At 59.9% G+C, this 23,465-nt stretch carries 19 protein-coding genes; 11 read left to right on the top strand and 8 right to left on the bottom strand.

What is annotated here, in order from left to right:
* Nucleotides 1-14: 14 nt before the first annotated feature.
* Nucleotides 15-1,262: an ABC transporter substrate-binding protein gene (locus tag PDMSB3_RS09850; protein WP_165185982.1), complete on the bottom strand. Its 1,248-nt coding sequence runs from the start codon at nucleotides 1,260-1,262 to the stop codon at nucleotides 15-17.
* A 76-nt stretch (nucleotides 1,263-1,338) separates the two neighbouring features.
* Nucleotides 1,339-2,583 carry a DUF1479 domain-containing protein gene (locus PDMSB3_RS09845; protein ID WP_165185980.1) on the bottom strand — a complete coding sequence of 415 codons (1,245 nt, stop codon included), beginning with the start codon at nucleotides 2,581-2,583 and terminating at the stop codon, nucleotides 1,339-1,341.
* A gap of 93 nt (nucleotides 2,584-2,676) precedes the next feature.
* On the opposite strand from PDMSB3_RS09845, the gene PDMSB3_RS09840 reads away from it, so the two are divergent.
* Nucleotides 2,677-3,651: a helix-turn-helix domain-containing protein gene (locus tag PDMSB3_RS09840; protein WP_007181910.1), complete on the top strand. Its 975-nt coding sequence runs from the start codon at nucleotides 2,677-2,679 to the stop codon at nucleotides 3,649-3,651.
* 114 nt (nucleotides 3,652-3,765) lie between these two features.
* Here PDMSB3_RS09840 and PDMSB3_RS09835 read toward each other — a convergent pair whose 3' ends face one another.
* Together PDMSB3_RS09835 and PDMSB3_RS09830 are read right to left on the bottom strand one after the other, a co-directional pair.
* The gene (locus tag PDMSB3_RS09835) at nucleotides 3,766-3,957 is read right to left on the bottom strand and encodes a DUF2964 family protein (protein WP_165185977.1); all 192 of its coding nucleotides are present in this window, start codon (nucleotides 3,955-3,957) and stop codon (nucleotides 3,766-3,768) included.
* A gap of 511 nt (nucleotides 3,958-4,468) precedes the next feature.
* Nucleotides 4,469-4,840, bottom strand: coding sequence for a hypothetical protein (locus tag PDMSB3_RS09830; RefSeq protein WP_165185974.1), 372 nt, complete (start codon nucleotides 4,838-4,840; stop codon nucleotides 4,469-4,471).
* Between the two features lie 180 nt (nucleotides 4,841-5,020).
* Here PDMSB3_RS09830 and PDMSB3_RS09825 point away from each other — a divergent pair, with 180 nt between their 5' ends.
* Nucleotides 5,021-6,895 (top strand): glycoside hydrolase family 15 protein, encoded by a 1,875-nt coding sequence (locus tag PDMSB3_RS09825; protein WP_165185971.1) that lies wholly within the window; start codon nucleotides 5,021-5,023, stop codon nucleotides 6,893-6,895.
* Between the two features lie 81 nt (nucleotides 6,896-6,976).
* On the opposite strand, the gene PDMSB3_RS09820 is transcribed toward PDMSB3_RS09825, so the two are convergent.
* Nucleotides 6,977-9,505: a penicillin-binding protein 1A gene (locus tag PDMSB3_RS09820; RefSeq protein ID WP_165185968.1), complete on the bottom strand. Its 2,529-nt coding sequence runs from the start codon at nucleotides 9,503-9,505 to the stop codon at nucleotides 6,977-6,979.
* 180 nt (nucleotides 9,506-9,685) lie between these two features.
* Between PDMSB3_RS09820 and fabV the strand changes: the two genes are divergently transcribed.
* Nucleotides 9,686-10,882 (top strand): enoyl-ACP reductase FabV, encoded by a 1,197-nt coding sequence (gene fabV / locus PDMSB3_RS09815; RefSeq protein WP_007181915.1) that lies wholly within the window; start codon nucleotides 9,686-9,688, stop codon nucleotides 10,880-10,882.
* Nucleotides 10,883-10,949: 67 nt separating this feature from the next.
* Here the strand turns inward: fabV and PDMSB3_RS09810 are convergent, their stop codons facing one another.
* The 3 genes from PDMSB3_RS09810 to PDMSB3_RS09800 form a co-directional block, all read right to left on the bottom strand.
* Nucleotides 10,950-11,294: a hypothetical protein gene (locus PDMSB3_RS09810; RefSeq protein ID WP_007181916.1), complete on the bottom strand. Its 345-nt coding sequence runs from the start codon at nucleotides 11,292-11,294 to the stop codon at nucleotides 10,950-10,952.
* Between the two features lie 170 nt (nucleotides 11,295-11,464).
* Nucleotides 11,465-12,088 (bottom strand): glutathione S-transferase family protein, encoded by a 624-nt coding sequence (locus tag PDMSB3_RS09805; protein ID WP_007181917.1) that lies wholly within the window; start codon nucleotides 12,086-12,088, stop codon nucleotides 11,465-11,467.
* Between the two features lie 89 nt (nucleotides 12,089-12,177).
* The gene (locus PDMSB3_RS09800) at nucleotides 12,178-13,125 is read right to left on the bottom strand and encodes an AraC family transcriptional regulator (protein WP_165185965.1); all 948 of its coding nucleotides are present in this window, start codon (nucleotides 13,123-13,125) and stop codon (nucleotides 12,178-12,180) included.
* A 217-nt stretch (nucleotides 13,126-13,342) separates the two neighbouring features.
* Here PDMSB3_RS09800 and PDMSB3_RS09795 point away from each other — a divergent pair, with 217 nt between their 5' ends.
* The 8 genes from PDMSB3_RS09795 to PDMSB3_RS09760 all read left to right on the top strand — a co-directional run bounded on the left by PDMSB3_RS09795 (nucleotide 13,343) and on the right by PDMSB3_RS09760 (nucleotide 23,457).
* Nucleotides 13,343-14,173 carry an oxidoreductase gene (locus tag PDMSB3_RS09795; protein ID WP_007181919.1) on the top strand — a complete coding sequence of 277 codons (831 nt, stop codon included), beginning with the start codon at nucleotides 13,343-13,345 and terminating at the stop codon, nucleotides 14,171-14,173.
* A gap of 117 nt (nucleotides 14,174-14,290) precedes the next feature.
* Nucleotides 14,291-15,067, top strand: a complete 777-nt coding sequence (gene tam / locus PDMSB3_RS09790; RefSeq protein ID WP_011488380.1) for a trans-aconitate 2-methyltransferase — start codon at nucleotides 14,291-14,293, stop codon at nucleotides 15,065-15,067.
* 153 nt (nucleotides 15,068-15,220) lie between these two features.
* On the top strand, nucleotides 15,221-15,586 hold the full coding sequence (locus PDMSB3_RS09785) for a hypothetical protein (RefSeq protein ID WP_007181921.1): 366 nt from the start codon (nucleotides 15,221-15,223) through the stop codon (nucleotides 15,584-15,586).
* A 570-nt stretch (nucleotides 15,587-16,156) separates the two neighbouring features.
* Entirely contained in the window at nucleotides 16,157-16,951 is a 795-nt protein-coding gene (locus tag PDMSB3_RS09780; RefSeq protein WP_007181922.1) for a hypothetical protein, read from the top strand.
* A gap of 22 nt (nucleotides 16,952-16,973) precedes the next feature.
* Nucleotides 16,974-17,786 carry a hypothetical protein gene (locus PDMSB3_RS09775; RefSeq protein ID WP_165185963.1) on the top strand — a complete coding sequence of 271 codons (813 nt, stop codon included), beginning with the start codon at nucleotides 16,974-16,976 and terminating at the stop codon, nucleotides 17,784-17,786.
* Between the two features lie 417 nt (nucleotides 17,787-18,203).
* Complete coding sequence (locus tag PDMSB3_RS09770) at nucleotides 18,204-18,947, top strand: hypothetical protein (RefSeq protein ID WP_165185960.1); 744 nt, start codon at nucleotides 18,204-18,206, stop codon at nucleotides 18,945-18,947.
* A 78-nt stretch (nucleotides 18,948-19,025) separates the two neighbouring features.
* Nucleotides 19,026-19,775: a hypothetical protein gene (locus PDMSB3_RS09765; RefSeq protein WP_007181925.1), complete on the top strand. Its 750-nt coding sequence runs from the start codon at nucleotides 19,026-19,028 to the stop codon at nucleotides 19,773-19,775.
* Nucleotides 19,776-19,857: 82 nt separating this feature from the next.
* Nucleotides 19,858-23,457, top strand: a complete 3,600-nt coding sequence (locus PDMSB3_RS09760; RefSeq protein ID WP_165185958.1) for a calcium-binding protein — start codon at nucleotides 19,858-19,860, stop codon at nucleotides 23,455-23,457.
* Nucleotides 23,458-23,465 lie beyond the last annotated feature (8 nt).

Here is a 23,465-nt window from a genome sequence, read left to right as displayed (position 1 = left end):
TCAATACAGTGCTCTTATTTGACCTTCGCGGCAGCGGCAAGCTTTCGCACGCCCTCTTTCGCATCCTCATTCGAGTTCATGAAATTCGTGACGACGTCGGTTATCGCGCCGGCGGTCACCGAGGACTGAAGCTCACCGAAAGCCAGCGACGGCAGAAATCCGCCCGATTTGATCGTGGCCAGCTCGTCCGTACGTGACTTTCTGGCGCAGCTGTCGAACTTGTCCATAGGCACATCGAGCCGGACAGGAATGGAACCCTTGTAGAGACTGAACTGCTGCTGGAAATCAACCGACATGATCGTTCTGGCGAGCGCAAGCTGCCCCGGCGTCGCATCCTTTTTGCCGTTCTGCTGAAAGAACACGAATGCATCCGCCGTGTACGTATAGGCATTCGACGTGCCGGGCGCGGCGGCGCAGATATAGTCGACATCCGCCTTTTTGTTCGCGTTGGCGAACTCTCCCTTTGCCCAGTCGCCCATGAACTGCATGCCGCCCGAGCCGGAAATCACCATTGCCGTCGCGAGATTCCAGTCGCGGCCGTGATAGCCCTTATCGAAGTAAGTGCGGATTTTCTGGACAGTCTCGAACACCTGCACCATTTGTGGCGAAGTCAGCGTTTTCTGATCGAGATCGACGAGAGCTTTCCGGTAAAAGTCCGCGCCCTGGGACAGCACCACCGTCTCCCAGATAGTCATATCCTGCCAAGGCTGACCACCATGCGCAACAGGCGTGATGCCGGCTGCGCGAAACTTGTCGGCGAGTGCGAAGAACTCGGGCCATGTGGTGGGCGGCGTACCGCCGACTTTGTCGAGGTCGGCTTTGTTGATCCACAACCAGTTGATTCGATGCACCGAGAACGGTGCAGCCACATAGTGACCGCCCGCCCTCATGGCACTGTCTATTTGCGCGGGCGTATGTGCTTTCCAATCGGTCGCGGCCTGATCGATCGTGACCAGCGACCCCTGCTCCGCCCAATCCTGGATCAATGGCCCCTTGATCTGCGCCGCCGAGGGCGCGTTGCCCGAGATGACCTGCGTCTTCAGCGCGGTCATGGCCGCCGCGCCCGCGCCCCCCGCGATCGCAAAGTCTTTCCACTCGTAGCCCTGTTTGCTCATATCGTCCTTGAGCACGCGGATCGCTTTCGATTCGCCGCCGGAGGTCCACCAGTGCAGCACCGAGAGCTGTTCGGCGGCAAATGCCGCATGCGTTCCAGCCGTGAGCAGCGTGACAGCCGTCGCAACCGACGTCAGTGATCGTTTCATTGCAGTCTCCGAGTTTTTCGTTATGGTTGGACGACGCGTGCGCAATCAGACGACCGCGCGTGCGTGCCCATGTCAACTACAGATCAAACCCGAGTTGTGCCCTGCCAAGCGGCGTCAGGTCTTCAGCCGTGGCGCGGCCGGTGAAATCGACTTCAAAATGGTCGGCTGGGAAATCAGGCGGGCTTTCACCCTTCAGGAAGCTCGGCAATTGACGCTTCAGGTAAGCGTCGTTTTTTGCGCACGCGGGGACGGAGGCAATGTACATCACATTGCTATAGCCGGCGCCCTTATGCTCGTCTTCGACCGCATGGATGACGTCGCTGTGCCAGAACACGGTGTCGCCCGCTTCCATTCTGGGAATCGACGACAATGCCTCGAACAGTGGCGCATGAAATTCCGGCTTGATCGAGAGCGCGCGTCCGGGCATTGCACCGCACAGGTCGTCTTCCGCGACGTCGTCCTGAAGCGCGCGCAGCAGGATATACACCATCGAATTGGCAATCGGGACGAGTTGCAGCGTGCCGTCGCCAGGGCCTTGCGGGGTCAAGGCTGTCCAGCCCTGAAACGTGCGGAACATCGAACAGACGGCCGGCGAAGCGATTTCCTCGACATCGGTTCGGAACGCCGCGTCGAAAGCATCGTAGTCGCGCCAATTGCCCGCGAACACGTGGCGGTACACCTTGCGGAAATTGCTCTCGATCCAACGCTCGACCGAGCCGCCGTCGCAATGCGCCGACAAGCCGAGCGACGCCGAGCCAGGCGGCCGGCGACGCAAACGGTCGGCATAGACAGGCACATGCAGCGGATCGAAGTGGACGCGCCCGTCGCTCTCATTGCGCCACAGTTTGTTGAGGAACACGCGCGCCACGGTCAGCGATTCCGACTGACGGGCCAGCACTTGCGGCTTCGACCAGTACACGCCATAGATCTGCGGCTTGCTTGAGGCCAACTGGCCGAAGTATTTGTCCTCGGCGCGGTTTTCGAGGCGTTTGTCGAGGTTATTGGTCTCGACATAGTTGGCAATGTCCTGGTCCCAGCCGTGCACGAGTACGCGAGGAAACACCTGACGAATAACGCATGCACCACGCGCCTTGACGAGCGCAATCTGGTCCGGCGTGACACGTTGTCCGGTTACGTCTGAAAACTGAATCTCGGGAATGACGTCTTCTCCACGATCCCGCTGAGCGGCGATTCGCTTTGCCTCGGCAATGATCGCCGCTTCGACTTCGGCGAACACCTCCCGGTAGTTCGGCAAGGCCGCGCGCAACTCCTTTTTTGCTTGCCGGATTGCGCCTGGCAAGTCATCGATTTTCAGCGCCATGAATGTCTCCGTATGAATTTCGTATGCGCTAGGATATGCCGCGCATGCGGGCCGTGGTGATACTATTCAGGCAATTCATTTGCGTTTTCGGCCATGAAACCAGCCTACGAACACGTCGAATTTGGCAAGGACTGTTCGGTCCGGGTTTACCACCGGCGGCTCCCGCGTATTCCGTTCGAGTGGCATCATCATCCGGAGTACGAGTTAACGCTGACCATGAACAGTCATGGCAAGCGCTACATCGGCGACTCGGTCAACGACTATGAGGCCGAGGATCTCGTCCTCGTGCCGCCGGATTTGCCGCATACGTGGGCATCGAATCGCTCGATCGAGCCGTCCTCGCCGCAAGTCGCCATCGTTATCTGGTTCGACGGCGATTGGGCGCGGCGCATGGCTGACTGTTGCCGCGAATATGAACCGTTGCGCAAGCTGTTGCGCAGGGCCGCATGTGGGCTGGCGTTCGAACCGCCTGCGGGTGAATGGATGCGTGGGCGGCTGGAGCAATTGCTATCGAACGTGGCGCGCGAGCGCCTGAGCGCCGCGCTCGATATTCTGTGCATGCTCGCTGACGCGCCGGGTCAACCGCTCGCTTCGCCGAGCGCGTTCAATCAGGCGAGCATGGGTCCATCCGGCCACGAGCCCGAACAGATCAACCGCGTGCTTTCGATGATCGACGCGCGCTTTGCCGAACCGCTGCGGCTGCCGGAACTCTGCGCGGCGGCCAGCCTGTCGGAACGCACGCTCACGCGTTACTTCGTTCAACATATCGGTGAGAGCGTGGGCCGGTATATCGCCCGGGTTCGCATTGGACACGCGTGCCGGATGCTGGCCGATACCTCTCTGCCTGTCGCCGTGATCGCCGCGCGGTCCGGCTTCGCGAACGTTGCCAATTTTAATCGACAGTTCAAGGCCGCGAAGCAGACGACGCCGGCTGAATTCCGCCGGCAGTTCGCGACTGCGGGTTCGGCAGATCAGGACGCGGAGGCGCGCTTGACCGAGCGGTCGCCTTCCCTTCAAAGAAAGCGAAAATCGTCAGGCGAAAAAAACGGCGAGGCGAGCGCCTCGTAGCGGCCGGCCTGAGCGCCCCTGCGCGGGACGTCTCGCTTATTGTCTTACTGTCCGGGCAAGACGTGGCCTTGCCGGAACGGAAGACCGGAACACTTCCTCAAGCATCGCGAAACCTCACAACTTGTCCGTCGGCCGCGGAGTCAGCATCAGCGCGAGCACCGCGACGCCGACCACCAGCAGCACGCCGCCGTATAACGTCGCGTTGCGAGTGTCGAACAGCACACCGTGAATGACCATTGCCATGCCGGCCAGCGCGACGAATACCGCGATGGCCGCGAACACGATCCGACGTTCGGCGCGAATCATGGCGCTCTCCCGCGAGATGGTTAGTGCCGTAAGACGCACTGGGACAACGGAGAGCTTCGACCCGCGCAGTATTCTCTTTCTGGCAATGCTGGTTGCGCGCTGGAGTCGAGTCATCCGCCCGGGTTACCGTGAAGAGCCGGTTAGCTCGCGTATCGACGGTGCCTGTCGGAAAGCTTGCAACAGGTTCGCTGCGAACCGTTGCCAAGCCTGTTTTAAGCCCATTTTCAGGCCTGTTTGTAAGCCGGCCGGTCGGCGGGCTACCGAATCTCCGCTACCACGATCGCATGGGTCGTGAGGCGGGAACCTCAATCTATCGTAGGCGGCTCTCGGCCAATAGTAAATACGGATAACCAGGCCCGCTCGCCACCTGCGCTGCCGCGAATATCCACGGCAAGCGCCATCGCGCAACGCGGATTTTCTTAGGATCGAGGGTGTACTCAGGGATGCTGACGATCGACCGGCAAGGCGACGACCAATCGATTCATGACAAGATGCAACGCCGATTTCACGCCTAGAATTTCGGATGACATTCGAAGTTCATGGATGACCCATGCTCCGTCAGCACTTGCACGCCGCTGACGGTTTCCATCGTCACGCTGGTCTGCATGCCGCGGCGCTCGCAATAGTCGCGCGCCTGATTCATGGCCTGTTCATGCGCGCGAGCCCATGCCATCCGGCCGCCTGTCGCGCTTGCCGCGACCGCGTAGGTGTTGGGCTTGCCGGTGGCCACCACGTCGCTGGATGACGCGCATCCCATCAGACTCGCGCACGCGGCAATGGCCGCGACGACCGCGCGCGCGTGCCGCGACAACGGGATTCGCCCGCTGAGCACGCCGGATGTCGCCGCGTCTTCGCGTATGCGGCCTGAAACCGTGTTGAACATGTATCACCTGCACATCATTGCGGATTAACCAGTCATGAATTATCCGCAATCGCGCGCCAGAGATCAGCCTCGCCATCTGAAAACACTGTTGCTTGAGCCTGAACAATCCGGCCCGGCACGGTCGTTGCTGACGGTCGTTCATGTGAGCGCATCGTGGCTCGTTTCACGGAGTGTGCAGGCATGCCCGATCATCGACCTTTCCTGCCGAGACCCGCCCTCGCGACCGACGCGCGCGGCGTGATCGGCAATATGAAAACGACAGCGCTGGTTTCGCTGCGCGGCTCGATCGACTTCATGTGTTTTCCGCGCATCGACTCTCCGGCCATTTTCGCCAGCCTGCTCGAACCTTCGCGTGGCGGTGCCTTTTCGATCGCCCCCAGGTGCGAAACCGCCAACGTCAAGCAGATGTATCTTCCGGACACCAATGTTCTGTTGACGCGTTTCATGACGCCCGAAGGCGTGTGCGAACTGATGGACTTCATGCCGGTGCCCAGGGACGGCGGCGAGCTCAGCGCCGATACGCCGTTGCCGAACTGCGTCATCCGCGTCGTACGGATGGTGCATGGGCGCATGGCGTTCACGATGCGTTGCGAACCGCGCTTCGACTACGCGGACGGCACGCACACGGCGCATATCGTCGAAGACGGAGCGGTGGAATTTCGCGCCGCGCAGACTGGCATTGAAGGCGGCAGCGAAATGCAACTGCGCCTGAACAGCACCCTGCCCCTCGCACTCGACGGCCGCGCCGCGCATGCCGAATTCGAACTCCGGCATGGCGAGTCGGCCGGCTTCGCTTTCGGCGACGCCGCCGGCTTGCGCGAAAAGTCATTCGACTGCGAATCGGCGCTCGCCGATATGATGCAGTACTGGCGAAGCTGGTCGGCGCAATCGACCTATCGCGGCCGCTACCGCGAAGTCGTGATGCGCTCGGCGCTGACCTTGAAGCTGCTCAGTTCCAGCGAGCACGGCGCGATCGTGGCCGCGCCGACCTTCGGCCTGCCCGAAGCGCTCGACGGTTCGCGTCGCTGGGACTATCGCTTCACCTGGATTCGCGACGCCGCTTTCTCCGTGTACGCGCTGTTGCGCCTCGGCTATACCGGCGAAGCGCGGCATTTCATGAAGTGGATCGCCGAGCGCAGCCGTCATTGCGACTCGGACGGCTCGCTGAACGTCATGTACACCGTCGACGGCAGGAAGCCGCCCGCGGAGACCGAAGTCGCGTCGCTATCGAACGGCGACAGCGCCACGGGCGCGCCGCTCGTCGGCAACGCCGCGCGTGAGCAGATCCAGCTCGACGTGTACGGCGCACTGCTGGATGCGATCTATCTGTACAACAAGTACGGCGCCGCGATCTCTCACGCAGGCTGGCGCGACGTCACGCGCACCGTCGATTACGTGGTCGAACACTGGCGCGAGCCGGACCACGGCATCTGGGAGTTTCGCAACGGCCTGCGGCCCCTGCTCCATTCCCGGCTCATGTGCTGGGTCACGCTGGACCGTGCGCTGCGTCTGGCGGAAAAGCGTTCGCTGCCCGCGCCGCTCAAGCGCTGGTTCGATACACGCGACGCAATCCGCGCCGACATCCACGAGAACTTCTGGAACGACGAACTGGGCGCGTTCGTGCAGACGCCGGATTCGAAACGGCTCGATGCATCCGCGCTGATGATGCCGCTCGTGCGCTTTATCGGTCCGACCGATCCGCGCTGGCTCGGCACGCTCGACGCAATCGGCAGCGAACTCAAGGTGGACCCGCTGATCTTCCGCTACACGCGAGGCTCGACTCTCGACGGCCTGCCCGGCATAGAAGGCGGTTTCAGCGCCTGTTCGTTCTGGTACGCGGAAGCGCTGGCGCGGGCCGGGCGCGTGGACGAAGGCCGGCTCGTGTTCGAGAAGATGCTCGCGTACGCCAATCACGTCGGCCTGTTCTCCGAGGAGGTGGCAACCAGCGGCGAGGCGCTCGGCAATTTTCCGCAGGCTTTGACGCATCTGGCGCTGATCAGCGCCGCGTATCAGCTCGATCGCAATCTCGACAAGGTGCACATTCCGTGGACGTGACGAGCACGGCGTGCGGCGCAAAAACGTCCGCAATCGGACCTCGGCGCCGGCTCTGCGTCGACATCGTGCCAGCTTCGCACCTCAAGGCGAGCTGCCGCCGTTCGTCGACGTTTCCGGCAACGCGTTGGCCGGGCTGCCGGTGTCCGGCGGCACCACATCGTCGGGCGTGGGCGTCGGCGCCAACGCCGGCTCGCCACCGCCGCGCGCTTCACCGTCGACCGCCCCGCTCGCTGCTGTCGGCGCTGAACCCGGCGCGGACCCGGGCGCCTGAAGCAACGGCGGTTGCGGTATGTCACGCGGCTCCGCCACCGTAACGGACGCCGACGGCTCCGTGGGTACGGCAGGCACCGCAGGCACAGCAGCAGCCGGCGCGCGCCGCGTCGTACCGCGCGGCGCAACCGTCGCCTCCGGCCCGGCCGGCGACGACGATACGAACAGATTCCCGAACCACTCGCGCAACCTGGCCGAGCGCTCGGCGAACCAGCCCGGCTCCTGGTCGGTCGCGAATTTGACGCGGGTATCGATCAGCCTCGAGCGCTGCGCGCGCTGGAAGAAATCGCCGACGATCGGCAGCGCGCTGTGCGCCCCCTGCCCCCAATAGTCGCTGCGCAAGGTCACGCGGCTGTCGTTGAAGCCGACCCACGCGCCCGCCACGAGCTGCGGATGGATCAGGATGAACCAGCCGTCCGCATTCCCCTGTGTCGTCCCCGTCTTGCCGGCGACATCGCCACGCACGCCGAAGCGGCTGCGAATGCTCGACCCCGTGCCGCGGTTCACCACGTCGCGCATGACGTCGATGAGCATCCGGTCGGCATCGGCGGAGAGTTCCTGTTTGGGCGGCACCGGCGCGAACTCGGCCAGCACGTCGCCCTTGCGGTCCTCGATACGCGTGACCATCACCGGCTCCACGTAGCCGCCCAGATTGGCGATTGTGCTGTAGGCCGAGACCATCTCCTTCAGCGTGACGGGGCTCGTGCCCAGCGCGAGCGACGGCACCGGGTCCAGCTCGCTGTCGCGCACGCCCATCGCGCGGGCAAGGCGCGCGACCTTGTTCGGCCCCACCGTTTCCATCAACTGCGCGGTGATCCGGTTGCGCGAATACGCGAGGCCGTCGCGCAGGCTGATGTTGCGTTCGCTCGGCTCGTCCTCGTCGCTCGGACGCCAGACTTCGCCGCCTGCCAGCGGAATTTCCACCGGCTTGTCCACGAAGGTATCGGTGGGCTTGGCGCCTGCCTCGAAGGCCGCCGCGTAGACGAACGGCTTGAAGGTCGAACCCGGCTGGCGCCGCGCCTGCTGGACGTGGTCGAACGGATCCTGGCTGAAGTCGCGGCTGCCCACCCATGCCCGGATCTGGCCGTTGCGCGGGTCCATCGCCAGAAAGTCCGCCTGTACGCGCGTCTTGGACTCGCACAGCGACTTCACGAGGTCGCGATCGGACGAGACGCGCTTGAGCGCGTCGTCGTCGCTCAGGCCCGCGTCTTTGGCGGCGCGATAGTCCGGTGTTTCGCGCAGAAAGGTTTGCAGCAGGTCGCGCCCGTTAGAGCAGCCCGCGCGAGTGCCCCACGCCGAATTGGCGATGCCCTGCAACTGGTTGCCCTGCAAGGTGACCGCCTGGGTGGCCATAGTCTGCAGACGCGAGTCGATGGTGGTGCGCACCACCAACCCGTCGGCGTACATGTTGTAGTCGTTGCGATCCGCCCATGACGCCAGCCACTTGCGCAATTGCTGCGCAAAGTGCGGCGCCGGTCCGGGCGGTTCGGTCTGGCGCTCGAAATCGATGCGCAACGGTTTGCGGCTGAGCGTGGCGTAGGCCGCTGGCGTCAGCTTGCCGTACTTGACCATCTGCCCGAGCACCGTATTGCGCCGCTGCAACGCACGTTCGGGGTTGATCACCGGGTTGTAGTAGCTATTGCCCTTCAGCATGCCGGTGAGCGTCGCGCTTTCCAGCACGGTCAGATCGGAGGCCGATTTGTCGAAATAGGTGCGGGCCGCCATCTCGATGCCGTACGCGTTATAGAGGAACGGCACCGTGTTCAGGTAGGTCTCGAGAATCTCGTCCTTGGTGTAGAGCGCCTCGATCTTGAAAGCCGTGATCGCTTCCTTGAGCTTGCGCGTGAGCGTCGGCGCGCGGCCGATCTCGTCGGGGTAGAGATTGCGGGCGAGCTGCTGGGTGATGGTCGAGCCGCCCTGCCGGTCGCCGGAAAACGTATGCAGCGCGGCCGAGGCCGTGCGCCGCCAGTCGAGACCCCAATGCTGGTAGAAACGGTGATCTTCGGTGGCGATCAGCGCGTTCACCACGTTCGGCGAGATGTCCTTGAGCTTGACCCATTCGCGGTTGGAGGGCTTGAATTCCGCCAGCAGCTTGCCGTCCGCCGACAGAATCTGCGCCGGCTGCTCGACCTTCGCCTTGCGGATGTCGCCGATGCCCGGCGTGAACGGAATCAGGATCAGCACGTACAGGACGAACAGCAGCGGAATCGCGGCACAAGCCTTCAGCACGCCGCGCCGGGTCGGATGGCGCAAGTGCCACAGGGCTTGGGCGATCAGCGGGTTCGCCAGGGTCAGCCCTTTTTCAAGGGTCTCCAGCAATGAGGGGATCAGGCGCTTCACACTAGCTCGTAGTCGGCTTGGAAAGGCGCAATCCTACCAAGATGCGCGGCGGCAGCCGATTTTTGTGGTCCCAGCGCGTGGCGGGAGCGCCGCAAGCCGCCAAACCGGCGCGGCGCGCCCGCCACGCCCGCAACAATCGAGGCCCACTATAATGTCGCCAATTCCGACAAGAGGTGCTTCATGATCATCAAACCGCGCGTGCGTGGCTTCATCTGCGTTTCTACTCACCCGACCGGCTGCGAGGCCAACGTCCGGGAACAGATCGAGTACGTCAAGGCACGCGGCCCCATCGCCAATGGCCCGAAGAAGGTGCTCGTGATCGGCGCATCCACGGGTTATGGCCTAGCCGCCCGCATCAGCGCGGCATTCGGCTCCGACGCCGCCACGCTCGGCGTGTTCTTCGAGCGCGCCGGCAGCGAAACCAAGGCGGGCACCGCCGGCTGGTACAACACCGCCGCCTTCGAGAAATTCGCCACGGAACAAGGCCTGTACGCAACGAGCGTCAACGGCGACGCCTTCTCCGACGCAGTCAAGCAGCGCACCATCGAGGTCATCAAGCGCGATCTCGGTCAGGTCGATCTGGTCGTCTACAGCCTCGCCGCGCCCAAGCGCACGCATCCGAAAAGCGGCGAAGTGTTCAGCTCGACCCTGAAGCCGGTCGGTAAGGCCGTGAATCTGCGCGGTATCGACACGGACAAGGAAGTCATCAAGGAAACCGTGCTCGAACCCGCCACCCAGGACGAAATCGACCACACCGTCGCGGTGATGGGCGGCGAAGACTGGCAGATGTGGATCGACGCCCTGCTCGAAGCCGGTGTGCTCGCGGACGGCGCGAAGACCACCGCGTTCACCTATCTCGGCGAAAAAATCACGCACGACATTTACTGGAACGGTTCGATCGGCGCCGCCAAGAAAGACCTCGACCAGAAGGTGCTCGGCATTCGCGAGAAGCTGGCGGCCAAAGGCGGCGATGCGCGCGTCTCCGTGCTCAAGGCGGTCGTCACGCAGGCCAGCTCCGCGATCCCGATGATGCCGTTGTATCTGTCGCTGCTCTTCAAGGTCATGAAGGAAAAAGGCACGCATGAGGGCTGCATCGAGCAGGTCTATGGCCTGTACAAGGACAGCCTGTACGGCGCGGCTCCGCATCTCGACGACGAAGGGCGTTTGCGCGCGGACTACAAGGAGCTCGACCCTGAGGTGCAGAACCGCGTGCAGGCACTCTGGAGTCAGGTGACCAACGACAATATCTACGAACTCACCGATTTCAGCGGCTACAAGACGGATTTCCTGCGTCTGTTCGGCTTCGAGATCGCGGGCGTGGACTACGAAGCGGACGTCAATCCGGACGTGCAGATTCCGAAGCTCGTTCAGGTTTGATGAATGCAGGGCTTGCGGCGGCCTCGTTCGCTATACAGCACCGCCGGTCACGTTGCCCCGATCTATCTCAGCAAGGAAACGCGGCCTGAAGCGAACGAAGAATCGCGAGGCCGATCGGAAAGTCGTCCGAAATGCTCGGGTGATTGTTGAAAAACTCGTCGAGCAACGGGTAGACGTTCTGGTTGCCAATGGCGAGATTTTGCGGCGGGCAGAAAAGCGGCGGACGCTTCTTCGATACCAGGTCGCCGTTCGCCCAGCCGAACGCGTTGATCGTGCCGGTAATGTACGCCGCGTAGATCGAGTTGTTATCGGCGTGCGCCCATTTTTTGTACTGCGCGGCCGTCATCTCGGCACTCGCATTCAGAGTGAAGCACGCTGTCAGTAACGCCAGCGCAATTTTCGATACCCGCATCGTGGAACCTTCAATCGGTGTCGCAAAAGCGGCCATTGTAGGCGACTCGGAGCACGGTGCGCAGAAGCGCTTGCGCCGCCAGCAATTCGTAAGCGTCGCATACGTATTTTGTAAACGGAGCAGATGTCCGCAAGCGTCTGCGCAAGACGGACTGCGTTCGCTGGCAGGCGTTATGGTGTGCCGTTGCGGCAGTACGCCCAGTAAGCTTCGCGCGTGGCGAGACGTGCCATATATGCCTCGACGGCGAGCAAATCGCCGTGCTGCAACGGCGTTTCCAACCAGCGGTTGATTGACAGCGCGATCGGAATATCGGCGAGCGAAAACGCGCTTCCCGCGATGAACGCGCCGGTTTTTGCCAGTTGCCCTTCGATCATGGCCATATGCCTCGCCCAATTCGCGCACGACAGATCGATCTGGCTTCGGTCCTGGTGTGCCGGAGAACGCCGGACCAGCGCCAGAAAGGCATAGCTCCAGGCGCGGTTCAATTCGCTCGCCTGCCAGTCGATCCACTGATCGCAGCGGGCGCGCTCGCACGGATCGGCGGGATATAACGACTCGCCGTGATAGCGGCCGGCCAGATAGCGAATGATCGAGTTCGACTCCCACAGCACGAAATCGCCGTCCCTGATGACGGGAACCATCGCGTTGGGATTCAGCGCGAGAAATTCGGGCACGCTGGTCGCGCGAAATCCGGAGCCCCAATCTTCCTGTTCGAATGGAAGCGCGAGCTCCGCACACGTCCACAGGACTTTGCGGACGTTGATGGACGAGGTCTTGCCGAGAATCTGCAGCATGGGTTCAAAGTGTATCGACGGCGCGCTGGAGCGGACAGGCACGGTTCGCGTCGTGAGCACCGGGCCAGCCCATTAGCCCATTAGCCCGCTCAGTGCGACGCGACGAAGATCGAGCCCGGCGCGGGCGGCGGAATGGCGAAGGTTCTGCGCATCCGCTCGGCCTCCTCCACTGGGCTGCGGCCGAACAGGCGCCTGAACTCGCGGCTGAACTGCGAAGCGCTCTCATAGCCGACCTGCACGGACGCCAACGCCGCCGTCACCTCGTTTCTCACCATCAGAAGGCGCGCCTGATGAAGCCGCGTCGACTTCAGATATTGCATCGGCGAGGTGCGCGTCACCGCCTTGAAGTGCGCGTGCAAAGTGGGCACGCTCATGTTTGCTTCGAGCGCGAGTTGGCCGACGTCGAGCGGTTCGCGATAGCACGCGTGAATCTTGCGGATCACCCTGGCGATCCTCGCGAACTGGCCTTGTGCGGTTAGCGCGGCACGCATCGATCCGCCCTGCTCGCCGGTCAGCACGTGGAAGTAGATTTCGCGTACCAGCGCCGGTCCGAGCAACTCCGCCTCCAGCGGCACGCTCATCGCTTCCAGAAAGCGCAGCACCGTGGCGCTCAGCTTGGCATCGAGCGGCGTCGACATCATGCCGCGCGGCTCGGCCGGCACGCCCGCGTCGCGCTCGTCGAGTTGCAGCATCAGATCGGCGGCGACCTTGAAGTCGAGGCGCAAATAGATCGCAAGCAAAGGCTTCGCCGCGCTCGCTTCGGTTTCCATCGAGAACGGCACCGGCACCGAGACGGCCAGGTAGTGCTGCGCGTCGTACACGTACACCGTGTCGCCGAGAAAGCCCCGTTTGCGCCCCTGGCACACGATCACCACACCCGGGTCGTACAGCACGGGCGTGCGGCTGAGCGGCCGGTTAGAACGCAGGAAGCGCACGTCGGGCAAGATCGTGAGGTTGTAGCCTTCCACCGGTGCGAGATTTTCGAGCAAGGCCACCATGCGTTGCCGCGCGGGGGGTTCTCCGTGTTTGAACGCCATTCCGATCCCTGTCAACGTAATCAACCAGACTGCAATGTGCCACCGTCGCGCTGGAAAATCCATCTGCTCATAGGATTAGGCAATCACCGCAGACGAACCGGCATTTTCGCCCGCCTTTGCCGCTCCTACCATTCTGTCCTGTGCAGGCCGGTCGATGCCGTGCGCTTTCATCCGAAGGCGCCGTGTGACGACCGGCAAAACAAAGGAGTGGATCACCATGAGCAAAACGTTTCTGATCACCGGTGTCAGTTCCGGCTTCGGCCAGGCATTCGCGCAGGCGGCGCTCGACGCGGGCCATACCGTCGTCGGCACGGTGCGCAATGACGCCGCGCGCAGCGCGTTCGCGGCGCTAGCCGCCGAACGGGCCCACGCCATCGTGCTCGACGTGACGCAATTCGATGCCATCGCGCCCGCCGTCGCCGCGATCACGCAAACCGTCGGGCCGATCGACGTGCTGGTCAACAACGCCGGCTACGGGCACGAAGGCACCCTGGAAGAGTCGCCGCTCGACGATATGCGCCGGCAGTTCGACGTCAACGTGTTCGGCGCGGTGGCGATGATCAAGGCCGTGCTGCCCGCCATGCGCGAGCGCCGCTCGGGTCACATCATCAACATCACGTCGATGGGCGGCTTTATCACGATGCCCGGCATTGCGTACTATTGCGGCAGCAAGTTCGCGCTCGAAGGCATCACCGAGACGCTGGCGAAGGAAGTGGCAGGCTTCGGCATCAAGGTGACCGCAGTCGCGCCCGGCTCGTTTCGCACCGATTGGGCCGGCCGCTCGATGGTTCGCGCAGGCCGCAGCATCTCCGATTACGATGCCCTGTTCGACCCGATCCGCGAAGCGCGCGAAATGAAGAGCGGCAAGCAGGCCGGCGATCCGCGCAAAGCGGCTCAGGCGCTGCTCGCGATCGTCGCGGCGAACAATCCGCCGGTGCATCTGCTGCTCGGCAACGACGCGTTCGATCTGGTGAAATCGAAACTGGCCGCACTGAACGCGGAGATCGACGCGTGGGAAGCGCTGTCGCGCTCGACCGACTTCGCATGAAGCAATGATGCCCGTGCGTGAGCGAGAATGAGCGAACCGGCACGGTTCAACTCAGGACGCGAGGCAGACGGCAGCGCCGGCAACCGGTCCGGCCATCACGCACAAAAGGGGTATCAGATGACGTCGAAGAAGGATTGGGAAGCAAAGCAGTACGTGTTGTTCGAAAACGAGCGCACACGTCCGGTCAGGGATCTGCTGGCGGCCGTGCCGGCAACGGACGTGAAGACCGCGGTGGACATTGGCTGCGGACCCGGCAATTCGACTGAAACGCTCGCCGCGCGCCTGCCGGGCGCGGCGGTCAGCGGCATGGACAGTTCGCCCGACATGATCGAGGCGGCCCGCAAACGCCTGCCGCAATTCCAGTTCGACGTGAGCGACATTTCCACGTGGGACGCGCCGGGACCATACGATCTGATCCTCGCCAACGCGGTGCTGCAATGGGTGCCGGACCATGAGCGGCTGTTTCCGGCGCTCGTGGCGAAGCTCGCGCCGGGCGGCAGCCTCGCCGTGCAGATGCCGGACAATCTGGACGAACCCGCGCACCGCCTGCTGCGCGAAATCGCTGCGGACGGCCCGTGGGCGCCCACGCTCAAGGGACTCGAGCGCACCGTGCGGTACGGCGCCGGCTGGTACTACGCGTTGCTCGAGCCGCTGTGCGCGCGTGTCGACGTATGGCGCACCGTCTACCACCACCCGCTTGCGGGCGGCGCGGACGCGGTGGTCGAATGGTTCAAGGGCAGCGCGCTGCGGCCGTTCCTCGCCGAACTCGACGACGCCGGGCAAACCGCCTTCCTGCAGCGATACCGGGACGCGATCGCCGCGGCTTATCCGGCGCTCGCCGACGGCACGGTGTTGCTGCCGTTTCCGCGGCTGTTCATCGTCGCCACCCGCTAGCTCTGCGGGCCGCGAGCGGCGGCCTGTGGTGCCGGCGCGCCAGGGTACTCAGGAATTGCCGCGCTTGAATTGTGCGTGATATTGTTCAATGAAAGCGGAGGACGGCGGCTTGCCATCCTCACCGGAACGCAATTTACAGCAGCGAGCGTCGCCATGAGTGATGTACGCCATCATCTGAGTCCACGTGACCGTTTGGAGCTGTTGTGCTGGCTCACATGCGGAAGTCTTGGCGCTTATTACCTGAATGAGGATTGGCCCGACGCGGCGTTTCATGTGCAGGCCGCGCATAAATGGCTCGACCGCCGCGCGCGCGAGGCCGACTGGTTGAGTGTTGCGAAGCTCTCCGCCACCGCGGTTGAGATTGCGCGGCGGCATGCGCAGTTTATCGAGGCCGATTGGGCCAGAGATGCGGTCGAGGAGATTCTGGATACGGATGAACTCGATCCTCAAGCCAGGCTTGTGCGGCAGGTGATTGCGGATTGCCAGAGTGCTTTGGCGGATAAGAGGCTGGCGGATTAGTGCTTGATCGCGGGTATATCGGTAACGCGCTGGTCACTGCACTCACCGCACTCCCTGCGAGGCGGGATTTCGTTCTGTTTTTTGCATATCGGTAGGCGCCGGTCCACTAGCATTCGGGCCCGCAGGAGGTCAAAGGGAGAAAACCCCGCCTGCTCAAGCCTGCCACTGTTCGTGGACCAGCCAAACCATTCGATCACACCGCGGAGCGGCGCGCTAGGGTTGTGTCGAAATTTGACAAATCTGCCGTTCTCTCGTCAGAACAGAACCGCTATACCCTCTCTTATTTCAGATTCCGGTCCGGAATCTGAATATCGAATCAGTATTCGAAAGCGCCATTGCTCGCGCCTTTCCGTCGGCTCGTATCTCTCCATAATGCAAATCGCATAGTAAAAATCAAGACCACCTCGACGACCTGATCTTTCGCGATAGTTTTGCAGATGTTTCTGAAACCCTGACACTGGGCGCTTCTTTCATGATTGCAAGGCGCGCTAAAAAAACGCCCGAGCGGTGAAGGACTGTTGCGTCAGCGACGCCCTCAGATCCGAATTCTGCACAGCCTCGGAAATGGAAATGAACATGAAATTAAATCCTCTCCATATTACGATTTGGGTTGCCACGGCTGCGGCAGCTTTTTTGTTGGGCGGCTATTTAACCAATATCCACGTCAATGCAAGGGGCGCTGACAATAGCCGCCCGGTCACCCGTGGCAATGAAAATTCAGATTATAATAATTACGTTGCCCTGCGAGTTAATCCTTACGACGAATCGGCTCCCATTTACCGTGAATTCAACGACTATCGAAAATGGTTGTTAAATAACAAGGATATACAGGCTGTAAATGACGCAGCAGATCCAATGGGTTTGATGATGTTATCTGGTCAACTGGCGGCGAAAGGAATGCCCCGTTTGCCAACGGACTTACTTGAGCAACGATTTTCATCTGTTAACAAGATATTGCCGTCGCTGGACAACCATATCTGCGCCACGTTAATAAAGGGAAACTTTGATGCTACGGAGTTTGCGGCGCAGTCGGTTCCGAAAATGAACTCATTTAATTCAGAAGAAGCGAAAGCATGGTTTTCTGTTGGTAGAGCCGCGATCGAGGCGCAACTACATCGGTCACCGGTCATCGTCCTTTCCACTGAAGACGCAACGCGAGGTATTGTCAAGATAGCCAAATCAATGTATGCGCCACAATCCAAGGAATTTATTGCAAGTTTGACGGGACTGAAGACGGCGTCTGATGAGGAAGCCTGTGCGACGGTGCGAATCCTTTACTCGCGAGGTAACTCTTTACCCGAACCCTATCGCGGGTATATCGCAAGAATGTTGCTCACCGGGGATGATGGAAATGAAAAAATTTAACAATTAATTTCAGGAAAATTCAATGACACCTCCCATTTGTCATTTTTATCTCCGCCATGTTGTGGCCCTGCTTGTCGCTACCGTCGCCGCGTTTTCTCTTGGATGCCTTTCCACCACAAAATATCATGCCAAGACGCCGGCCAGCGAAAACAAGAATATCTACCGCCGAACTGGCGAAGCCGATGTCGATGAATCCGCCGCATCAGACAATCCGTATTCGCCGTCCTCACCCATGCGCCGTGAATATGATGAATTTCGAAAATGGGTATGGGAGAATAAAAAAATAGTCGCGCTCAGTCCTTCAGGAAATCCGCAAGATCTATTAGATCTTTCAGGCACCTTGGAAGCCAAGGGGGTGTCTAAAATATCGACGGAACTGCTGGAGCAACGCCTTTCCTCGGTAAATAAGATAATAGCGTCTCTGGATGCTCATACATGCAGTACGCTCATAAGAGGAGGGTTCAACCTCTCGGAGTTCACGATCCAGGCCTTTCCGGTAATGAACTCGTTCGATGAAGGCGAAGCGAAAGCCTGGATCCAGGTTAACAAGGCTGCCATCGAAGCACAACTAGCCGGCTCACCAAATATCGTGTTATCGACCGAGGACGCAACGCTAGCCATTATAAAAATAGCAAGGCTATCGAATGCATCCCAATCGAAAATATATTTTAGTGGGCTAGCCAGTTTGAAGACGGCGAGCGACGAGGATGCATGCGCGACGGCCCGCACGCTTTATTCAAAAGGAAATGCGCTGCCGGAGCCTTATCGGGGACACATAGCGAGACTGCTGCTTACGGGGCGCAATGGGAATGAAAAAATTTATCACTCAGAGTAATGACAATATTTCCCATATAAATCTTGATTACTTTCCACGGATTGACCCGGCAAATCAGGACTATCTAATAATTCGCTCCTTTTTTGTTATTCGATTACTTCGACCGGGTAATTAATGCGAGCATACCGACGGCCGGCACTATGTAGACAGCGACGGGAGTCGACGTGATGTCATGGAAAAGATTGGGCAACCGTTGTCCGACTCAATCTGCGGTGTAGGCGCTCCGCGCCCTTGCGTGCGTGTGCGCATCGCCTGATAAGCACTGACAATTCCTGGCTCTATTGCAGATGTTTCTGATAGACGGCCGTGCGGCATTTTCTGGATCATCTCTGCACACACCCAAAAACGCGCTCGAACGATAAATTAGGGGCTTGCTCAATCCTCCGAAAGGCGCGCAGCGAGTGATCGGACTACAAAATGAAATCAACGACGAAATTCCTATTCGGTACTGCAGTAGTTATCTGTACCACTGCGGTATTTTTTCGTGGTTCGCATCCGGCGCCAGAGAATGCTGTAGAAAAGACACCGGTCGCCGCTGCCACGACGAATTCTTTTTCGACATCATCGGCCGCGTATCGCGAGACGGTGAACTTCAATCAATGGCTTGCGCAAAACAAGAAACTTGAGAGTGCCCGCAATTCCACGAGTCCTGCGGACCAAATCAATCTAGTCGGTCGGCTGGGCGCGGAAGGAATGGCTCGGCTTCCAACCGCTGTACTTGAGGCGTACATGCCGTTAATGAAGAAAATACTGGATGGATTGAACGACAAGGAATGCAGCGACTTCGTAACAGGAAGAATGTCAATAACTGACTTCAGTTCTCGTACATTCCCGCTCCTTGAGTCGCTAACCGATACTGAGAGGAAGGCATTTTTTTCTATTACCAAGTCGGCGATCAATGCTCGACTCGACAATCTGCCGTTTGTCCTCGTGTCACAGGAAAACGCCAAAGAGGCGCTCCTCAAGGTCGCGGCATCGCTTCCAGCAGATGAGTCGAATACATTTTTTCATAACCTGGTCAATTTAAGGACTGCAAGCAATACAGATACATGTGCGACCGTGCGGACGATGTTCTCCAAAGGCGTATTGCTGCCCGAGCCGTTTCGAGGAAACCTGGCTAGATTAATTCTCTCTGGAAAAGACGGGCGTGGAAATTTTTGAGCACGCCCAAGCAGCGCGGTCGGGCCACAATTAACCATCCTCTCCATGCTACGCATCTAAAGACACGATAAGACACGAATGAACTTGACGACAAGATTCCTGCTCAGTGGCGTTGTGATTGTCTGTGCCGTGACGGTTTTTTTTCATGGCTGCCCTCTTGCGCCTAAGCGACACACTGAGAAAACGGAGCGGAGTGATTCTACGTTACGGACTATTCCGTTCTCGAAGTCATCGCCGGTCTATCAAGCGGCCAAAGAATATCGCGAGTGGCTGTCTGGAGATAAAAGCTTTGCAGAAAAAGCCGGTGGACTAAGTTTGGCTGATAAGTTTCTGCTCTCCGGCCGCTATATCGACAAAGGGGCGGCCCGCTTGCCAACTGCTCTTCTGGAGGAGCGTCTTTCGTCTGTTAGCAAGATATTGGCGTCATTGGATACTCACACCTGTGGCAGGTATTTGAAGGGGGAAATGCCCTACTCGGAGTTCGAAAACCGTATCTTTCCAGTGATGGAATCGTTCAGCGAGGCCGAATCTAAAGCATGGTTCACCGTCAATAGGGCTGCGATCGAGGCACAGTTGAATGGATCGCCAATTATTGTTCTGTCAGCCGAAGACGCGAAGCGAACCATCCGAAAACTGCTGAGTTCGATGTATGAACCTCAATCAAAGGAGTTCCTTGCCGCGCTGGGTAGTCTAAAGACCGCCGATGACGATGATGCTTGCCGGACGGCCCGTGTTCTCTATGTCCAGGGAAATTCTCTACCAGAACCTTATCGTGGATACATGGCGAGAATGCTTTTGACAAGAGACGAAGGGCGTGAAGAACCTTGATGGTGGGCGGTACCTGAAATAAATTCGAAGGCGGTTTTAGCATAGCCTTTTTATTTGCAAAAACATAACGAAAATACTTTCTATGACCGAAACCAATTTAATTGCTAGTTATTTCGGGCCAATATCCGATTCGATATCAGGAATGGTCAGTATCGGCACGACCGCCGCGGGAGGAGGGAAAACCGATTTAGTGCAGGCGGCGGTATCCTATGGAGCGGCAATCATTTCCGGGCAATCGGTTATCACCGATAACAATTATCTCGGGAAGCTTAGTACGGTCATCGGCTCAGGCAACGCGGCGTATACGCTCATTAATAGCTTTCCAACACAGCTGCGGACGATGTCTACGTCCATAGACTATTACCACGAGGCAGTAGCGTCCGGCAACCAGGGAGCGATCAGTTCAGCGGGTCAAGCGCTAGTGCGCGACGTTGCGACTGTTATTAATACCATGGGAGCGACGATTGCGAGCGTAGCCGATGCGCTGGCTTCAGCAGGCATAGTCAGCTCGGCAGCCGCAGCTCCTGTGATAAGTCTCGGCCTGTCCGTCTCGGCTGCGGCAGGATTATTCGTGCTGACCGCCACCAATGCGGTAGTGGACGCAGTGAAATCGGCTGCGGCCGAAATTGGCAGCCTGCTTGACGCTATCAACTCGCAGTCAGGCACGGCCGGCATGGGAGGGGCGGGAGGGTCGGGTGGATCAGGTGGATCTGGCATCGGACATCCGGGAGGCTCTGACGCCTCCCCGCCCGAGTCGGGCGCAGGTGGCGGCGCCCTGGGCAAATACGACGGCCCTCCGTTGGACTCCACCAGCCCATTAGTTCTCGATCTGACTGGCTCAGGAATTAACCTGACACCACTCAATACAAGCGCTCCTTACTTCGATCTGAACAACGATGGCTTTGCCCGTCAGACCGGTTGGATTGGCACGGGCATGGGACTGCTCTGCTTTGACCCGGACGACCGGGCCATCACAAATATTACCCAACTATTTGGCAACGAAACCACTGACGGCTTCGACATCCTGCGCAAGCTCGATGCCAATCACGACAACATCATCAATGCGTCCGATCCTGCCTTCGCAAGCCTGCGGGTGTGGATCGATACCAACGGGAACGCGACCTCTGATCCAGGCGAACTCTACACACTCGGCCAGCTTGGCATCGCCTCCATCAATCTGAACAACACGGTGGTCAGCGAGAGCATCGCGGGTAACAGGATCAGTTCCGTCAGCAGCTTTACGTTGACCGACGGCACCACTCACGAAATCGCCGACGCGTGGTTTACCAACAGCACGATGAACACCCGGCCAGTCACACCCGTCGAGGTGACGGCAACCGCGGCCACGCTCCCACAACTGGCAGGTGCGGGAACATTGCGGGACCTGCGTTCGGCCATGTCGCTCGACCCGGACTTGCAGAGTCTGGTGCAGGCCTTCGTTGCACAACCCTCCGGTACATCGACCTCCAGTATCGAGGCAGCGGCACAGGCCATTCTCTTTCAGTGGGCGGGGGTAACTTCGCTCGCCCCCACATCGCGGGGTGGCTCGATTGACGCGCGGCACCTTGGTTTCGTGGAACGGTACCTGGGCAAGTCGTTCAACTCAACCGGCGACGGCGTGAACCCCGGAATCCGGGCATCGAGCTACCTGGAGCAAAGCTGGAACGATCTGTTCGATGCGGCGCTCGCGCGCCTTGTTCTGCAATCGCCGCTGGCGGCCAGTATCGCGCCTGAGTTCAGATATGACGCTTCCACTGATACGGTCCAGGCAACTGCGACATTTGCGCCAGCCCTGGAGGCGGCTCTCCAACGGCTCGGTACGCTCACTCCTGCGAACCTTGCTTCATGGGACCTGCTATTACGCGTCGCGGACGCAGCCCGATTCGACATGGGCATGTCCACGTCGTTATTCGAGAAATACGTTGCCGCTGCGACAAACGACACTATTGCCTCGGTTGCGAATGCCATCGCAGTTGGGCTGCAGATCAGTTTTGACAGTTCCGGGCGCATTCAGGAAACCGGCAGCACGATCTACCACGACTTCTATGCAGGCCCGGGAGTCAGCGTGCTGATCGGCAATCGCGCAGGCAACGACCCAAGCGGCACGCTGCCTGGGCATGACGTCTTCCACTACTCCGCTGGTGATGGTGTCGTGGAAATTCGTGAGAGTGATCCGAACTCCAGCAAGCCTGCCAATACCCTCCAGTTTGGTCCAGGAATTGATCCATCATCAATCAGGGCAAAGGTGCTTGCCAACTGCGACATGGTATTGACCGACGGCGTGGCAGGTGACCAGATCACATTGAAGGGTGAATTCCGCGACGCCGGCGCGGGTGTCCAGTTCGTACAATTTGCCGATGGCACGACTTGGACGAAATACCAACTGATCCAGGCTGCTGCGCTCTCTGGCACAGCGGGCAATGACAAGCTGTACGGGACCAGCAATGCAGAAGTGTTCGACGGCAAGGGCGGCAACGATTTCGTTCAGGGCGGCGGCGGAGGCGACACGTTCCTGTTTGATGCGGGCTACGGGAAACTCGAAATTTCTGAGGCAGACAACGGCAGCAATCCCTACAACGTACTCGCATTCGGGCCGGGCATCAGTGCCTCATCCGTCTCCGTGCGCACGAACAGCAACTCAGGCATTGTATTGACCGATGGTATCGCGGGCGACCAGATTACCCTTGACCTGGCCATGCTCCTTTACAACAACGGCGTGCAGGCAGTGCGCTTTGCCGACAACACGGTCTGGACACAGCAGCAACTGCTGCGCATGGCAACAACAGGCGCTGCAACTGACGACAGGATTTACGGAACTTCCAATGCGGAAGTATTCGATGGGAAAGGGGGAAACGATTATGTCCAGGGCGGCGGCGGCGGGGATACGTTCCTTTTCAATGCAGGCTACGGAAAACTGGAGATATCGGAATTAGACACGGGTAAAACACCGCATAACGTACTGCAACTGGGCGGAGGAATCACGGCGTCGTCCGTCTCGGTACGTGGCACAGCCAATTTCAGCATCGTGCTGACAGACGGCATCGCGGACGACCAGATTACGCTGGATGGGGAAGCAAGCAACCTGGCAAATGGTGTGCAGGAAGTGCAGTTCGCCGATGGCACCGTATGGAGCAGGCAACAGATGTTGCAGATGGCGGCAACAGGCACGACGGGCGACGACAAACTCTATGCCGCATCCATCGGCGTCGTGTTCGACGGCAAAGGTGGCAATGACTATATCCAGAGCCTGGGCGGTGGCGACACGTTCATTTTCAACGCGGGCTACGGGAAACTGGGGATATCGGAATATGACTCGGGCAAAACACCCAATAACGTGCTGCAACTGGGTGCGGGAATCAGCACGTCATCGGTTTCAGTGCTGACATCGGGCAAGAATCTGGTGCTCACGGACGGCATGGCGGGCGACCAGATCACGCTCGACTCTTTCATGTACGGCAGTTCCTACGGCGTGCAGCAAGTGCAGTTTGCCGACGGCACGACATGGAGCAGGCAGCAGTTGCTCCAGATGACACCCGCGCTCACCGCGACCCGCGCCGATACACAGGTGGACAACCTGATCGCGGGTATGGCGTCTTACGGCGTGGAACCCGCGGCCAGTTCGCAGACGCCCTACACGGTCCAGCAGCAGCCCCAGGTCATGCTCTCAGCAAACCTGCACTGACGCTCCTT

Origin of the sequence: Paraburkholderia dioscoreae, from assembly GCF_902459535.1 — a bacterium.
In the GTDB taxonomy this organism is placed as follows: domain Bacteria; phylum Pseudomonadota; class Gammaproteobacteria; order Burkholderiales; family Burkholderiaceae; genus Paraburkholderia; species Paraburkholderia dioscoreae.
This window is presented reverse-complemented; position numbering and strand designations above follow the sequence as displayed.

Excerpts from the sequence above, each read along its gene's own strand:
- PDMSB3_RS09850 (WP_165185982.1), bottom strand. The coding sequence starts at position 1,262 with ATGAAACGATCACTGACGTCGGTTGCGACGGCTGTCACGCTGCTCACG.
- PDMSB3_RS09845 (WP_165185980.1), bottom strand. The coding sequence starts at position 2,583 with ATGGCGCTGAAAATCGATGACTTGCCAGGCGCAATCCGGCAAGCAAAA.
- PDMSB3_RS09840 (WP_007181910.1), top strand. The coding sequence starts at position 2,677 with ATGAAACCAGCCTACGAACACGTCGAATTTGGCAAGGACTGTTCGGTC.
- PDMSB3_RS09835 (WP_165185977.1), bottom strand. The coding sequence starts at position 3,957 with ATGATTCGCGCCGAACGTCGGATCGTGTTCGCGGCCATCGCGGTATTC.
- PDMSB3_RS09830 (WP_165185974.1), bottom strand. The coding sequence starts at position 4,840 with ATGTTCAACACGGTTTCAGGCCGCATACGCGAAGACGCGGCGACATCC.
- PDMSB3_RS09825 (WP_165185971.1), top strand. The coding sequence starts at position 5,021 with ATGCCCGATCATCGACCTTTCCTGCCGAGACCCGCCCTCGCGACCGAC.
- fabV (WP_007181915.1), top strand. The coding sequence starts at position 9,686 with ATGATCATCAAACCGCGCGTGCGTGGCTTCATCTGCGTTTCTACTCAC.
- PDMSB3_RS09810 (WP_007181916.1), bottom strand. The coding sequence starts at position 11,294 with ATGCGGGTATCGAAAATTGCGCTGGCGTTACTGACAGCGTGCTTCACT.
- PDMSB3_RS09805 (WP_007181917.1), bottom strand. The coding sequence starts at position 12,088 with ATGCTGCAGATTCTCGGCAAGACCTCGTCCATCAACGTCCGCAAAGTC.
- PDMSB3_RS09800 (WP_165185965.1), bottom strand. The coding sequence starts at position 13,125 with ATGGCGTTCAAACACGGAGAACCCCCCGCGCGGCAACGCATGGTGGCC.
- PDMSB3_RS09795 (WP_007181919.1), top strand. The coding sequence starts at position 13,343 with ATGAGCAAAACGTTTCTGATCACCGGTGTCAGTTCCGGCTTCGGCCAG.
- tam (WP_011488380.1), top strand. The coding sequence starts at position 14,291 with ATGACGTCGAAGAAGGATTGGGAAGCAAAGCAGTACGTGTTGTTCGAA.
- PDMSB3_RS09785 (WP_007181921.1), top strand. The coding sequence starts at position 15,221 with ATGAGTGATGTACGCCATCATCTGAGTCCACGTGACCGTTTGGAGCTG.
- PDMSB3_RS09780 (WP_007181922.1), top strand. The coding sequence starts at position 16,157 with ATGAACATGAAATTAAATCCTCTCCATATTACGATTTGGGTTGCCACG.
- PDMSB3_RS09775 (WP_165185963.1), top strand. The coding sequence starts at position 16,974 with ATGACACCTCCCATTTGTCATTTTTATCTCCGCCATGTTGTGGCCCTG.
- PDMSB3_RS09770 (WP_165185960.1), top strand. The coding sequence starts at position 18,204 with ATGAAATCAACGACGAAATTCCTATTCGGTACTGCAGTAGTTATCTGT.
- PDMSB3_RS09765 (WP_007181925.1), top strand. The coding sequence starts at position 19,026 with ATGAACTTGACGACAAGATTCCTGCTCAGTGGCGTTGTGATTGTCTGT.
- PDMSB3_RS09760 (WP_165185958.1), top strand. The coding sequence starts at position 19,858 with ATGACCGAAACCAATTTAATTGCTAGTTATTTCGGGCCAATATCCGAT.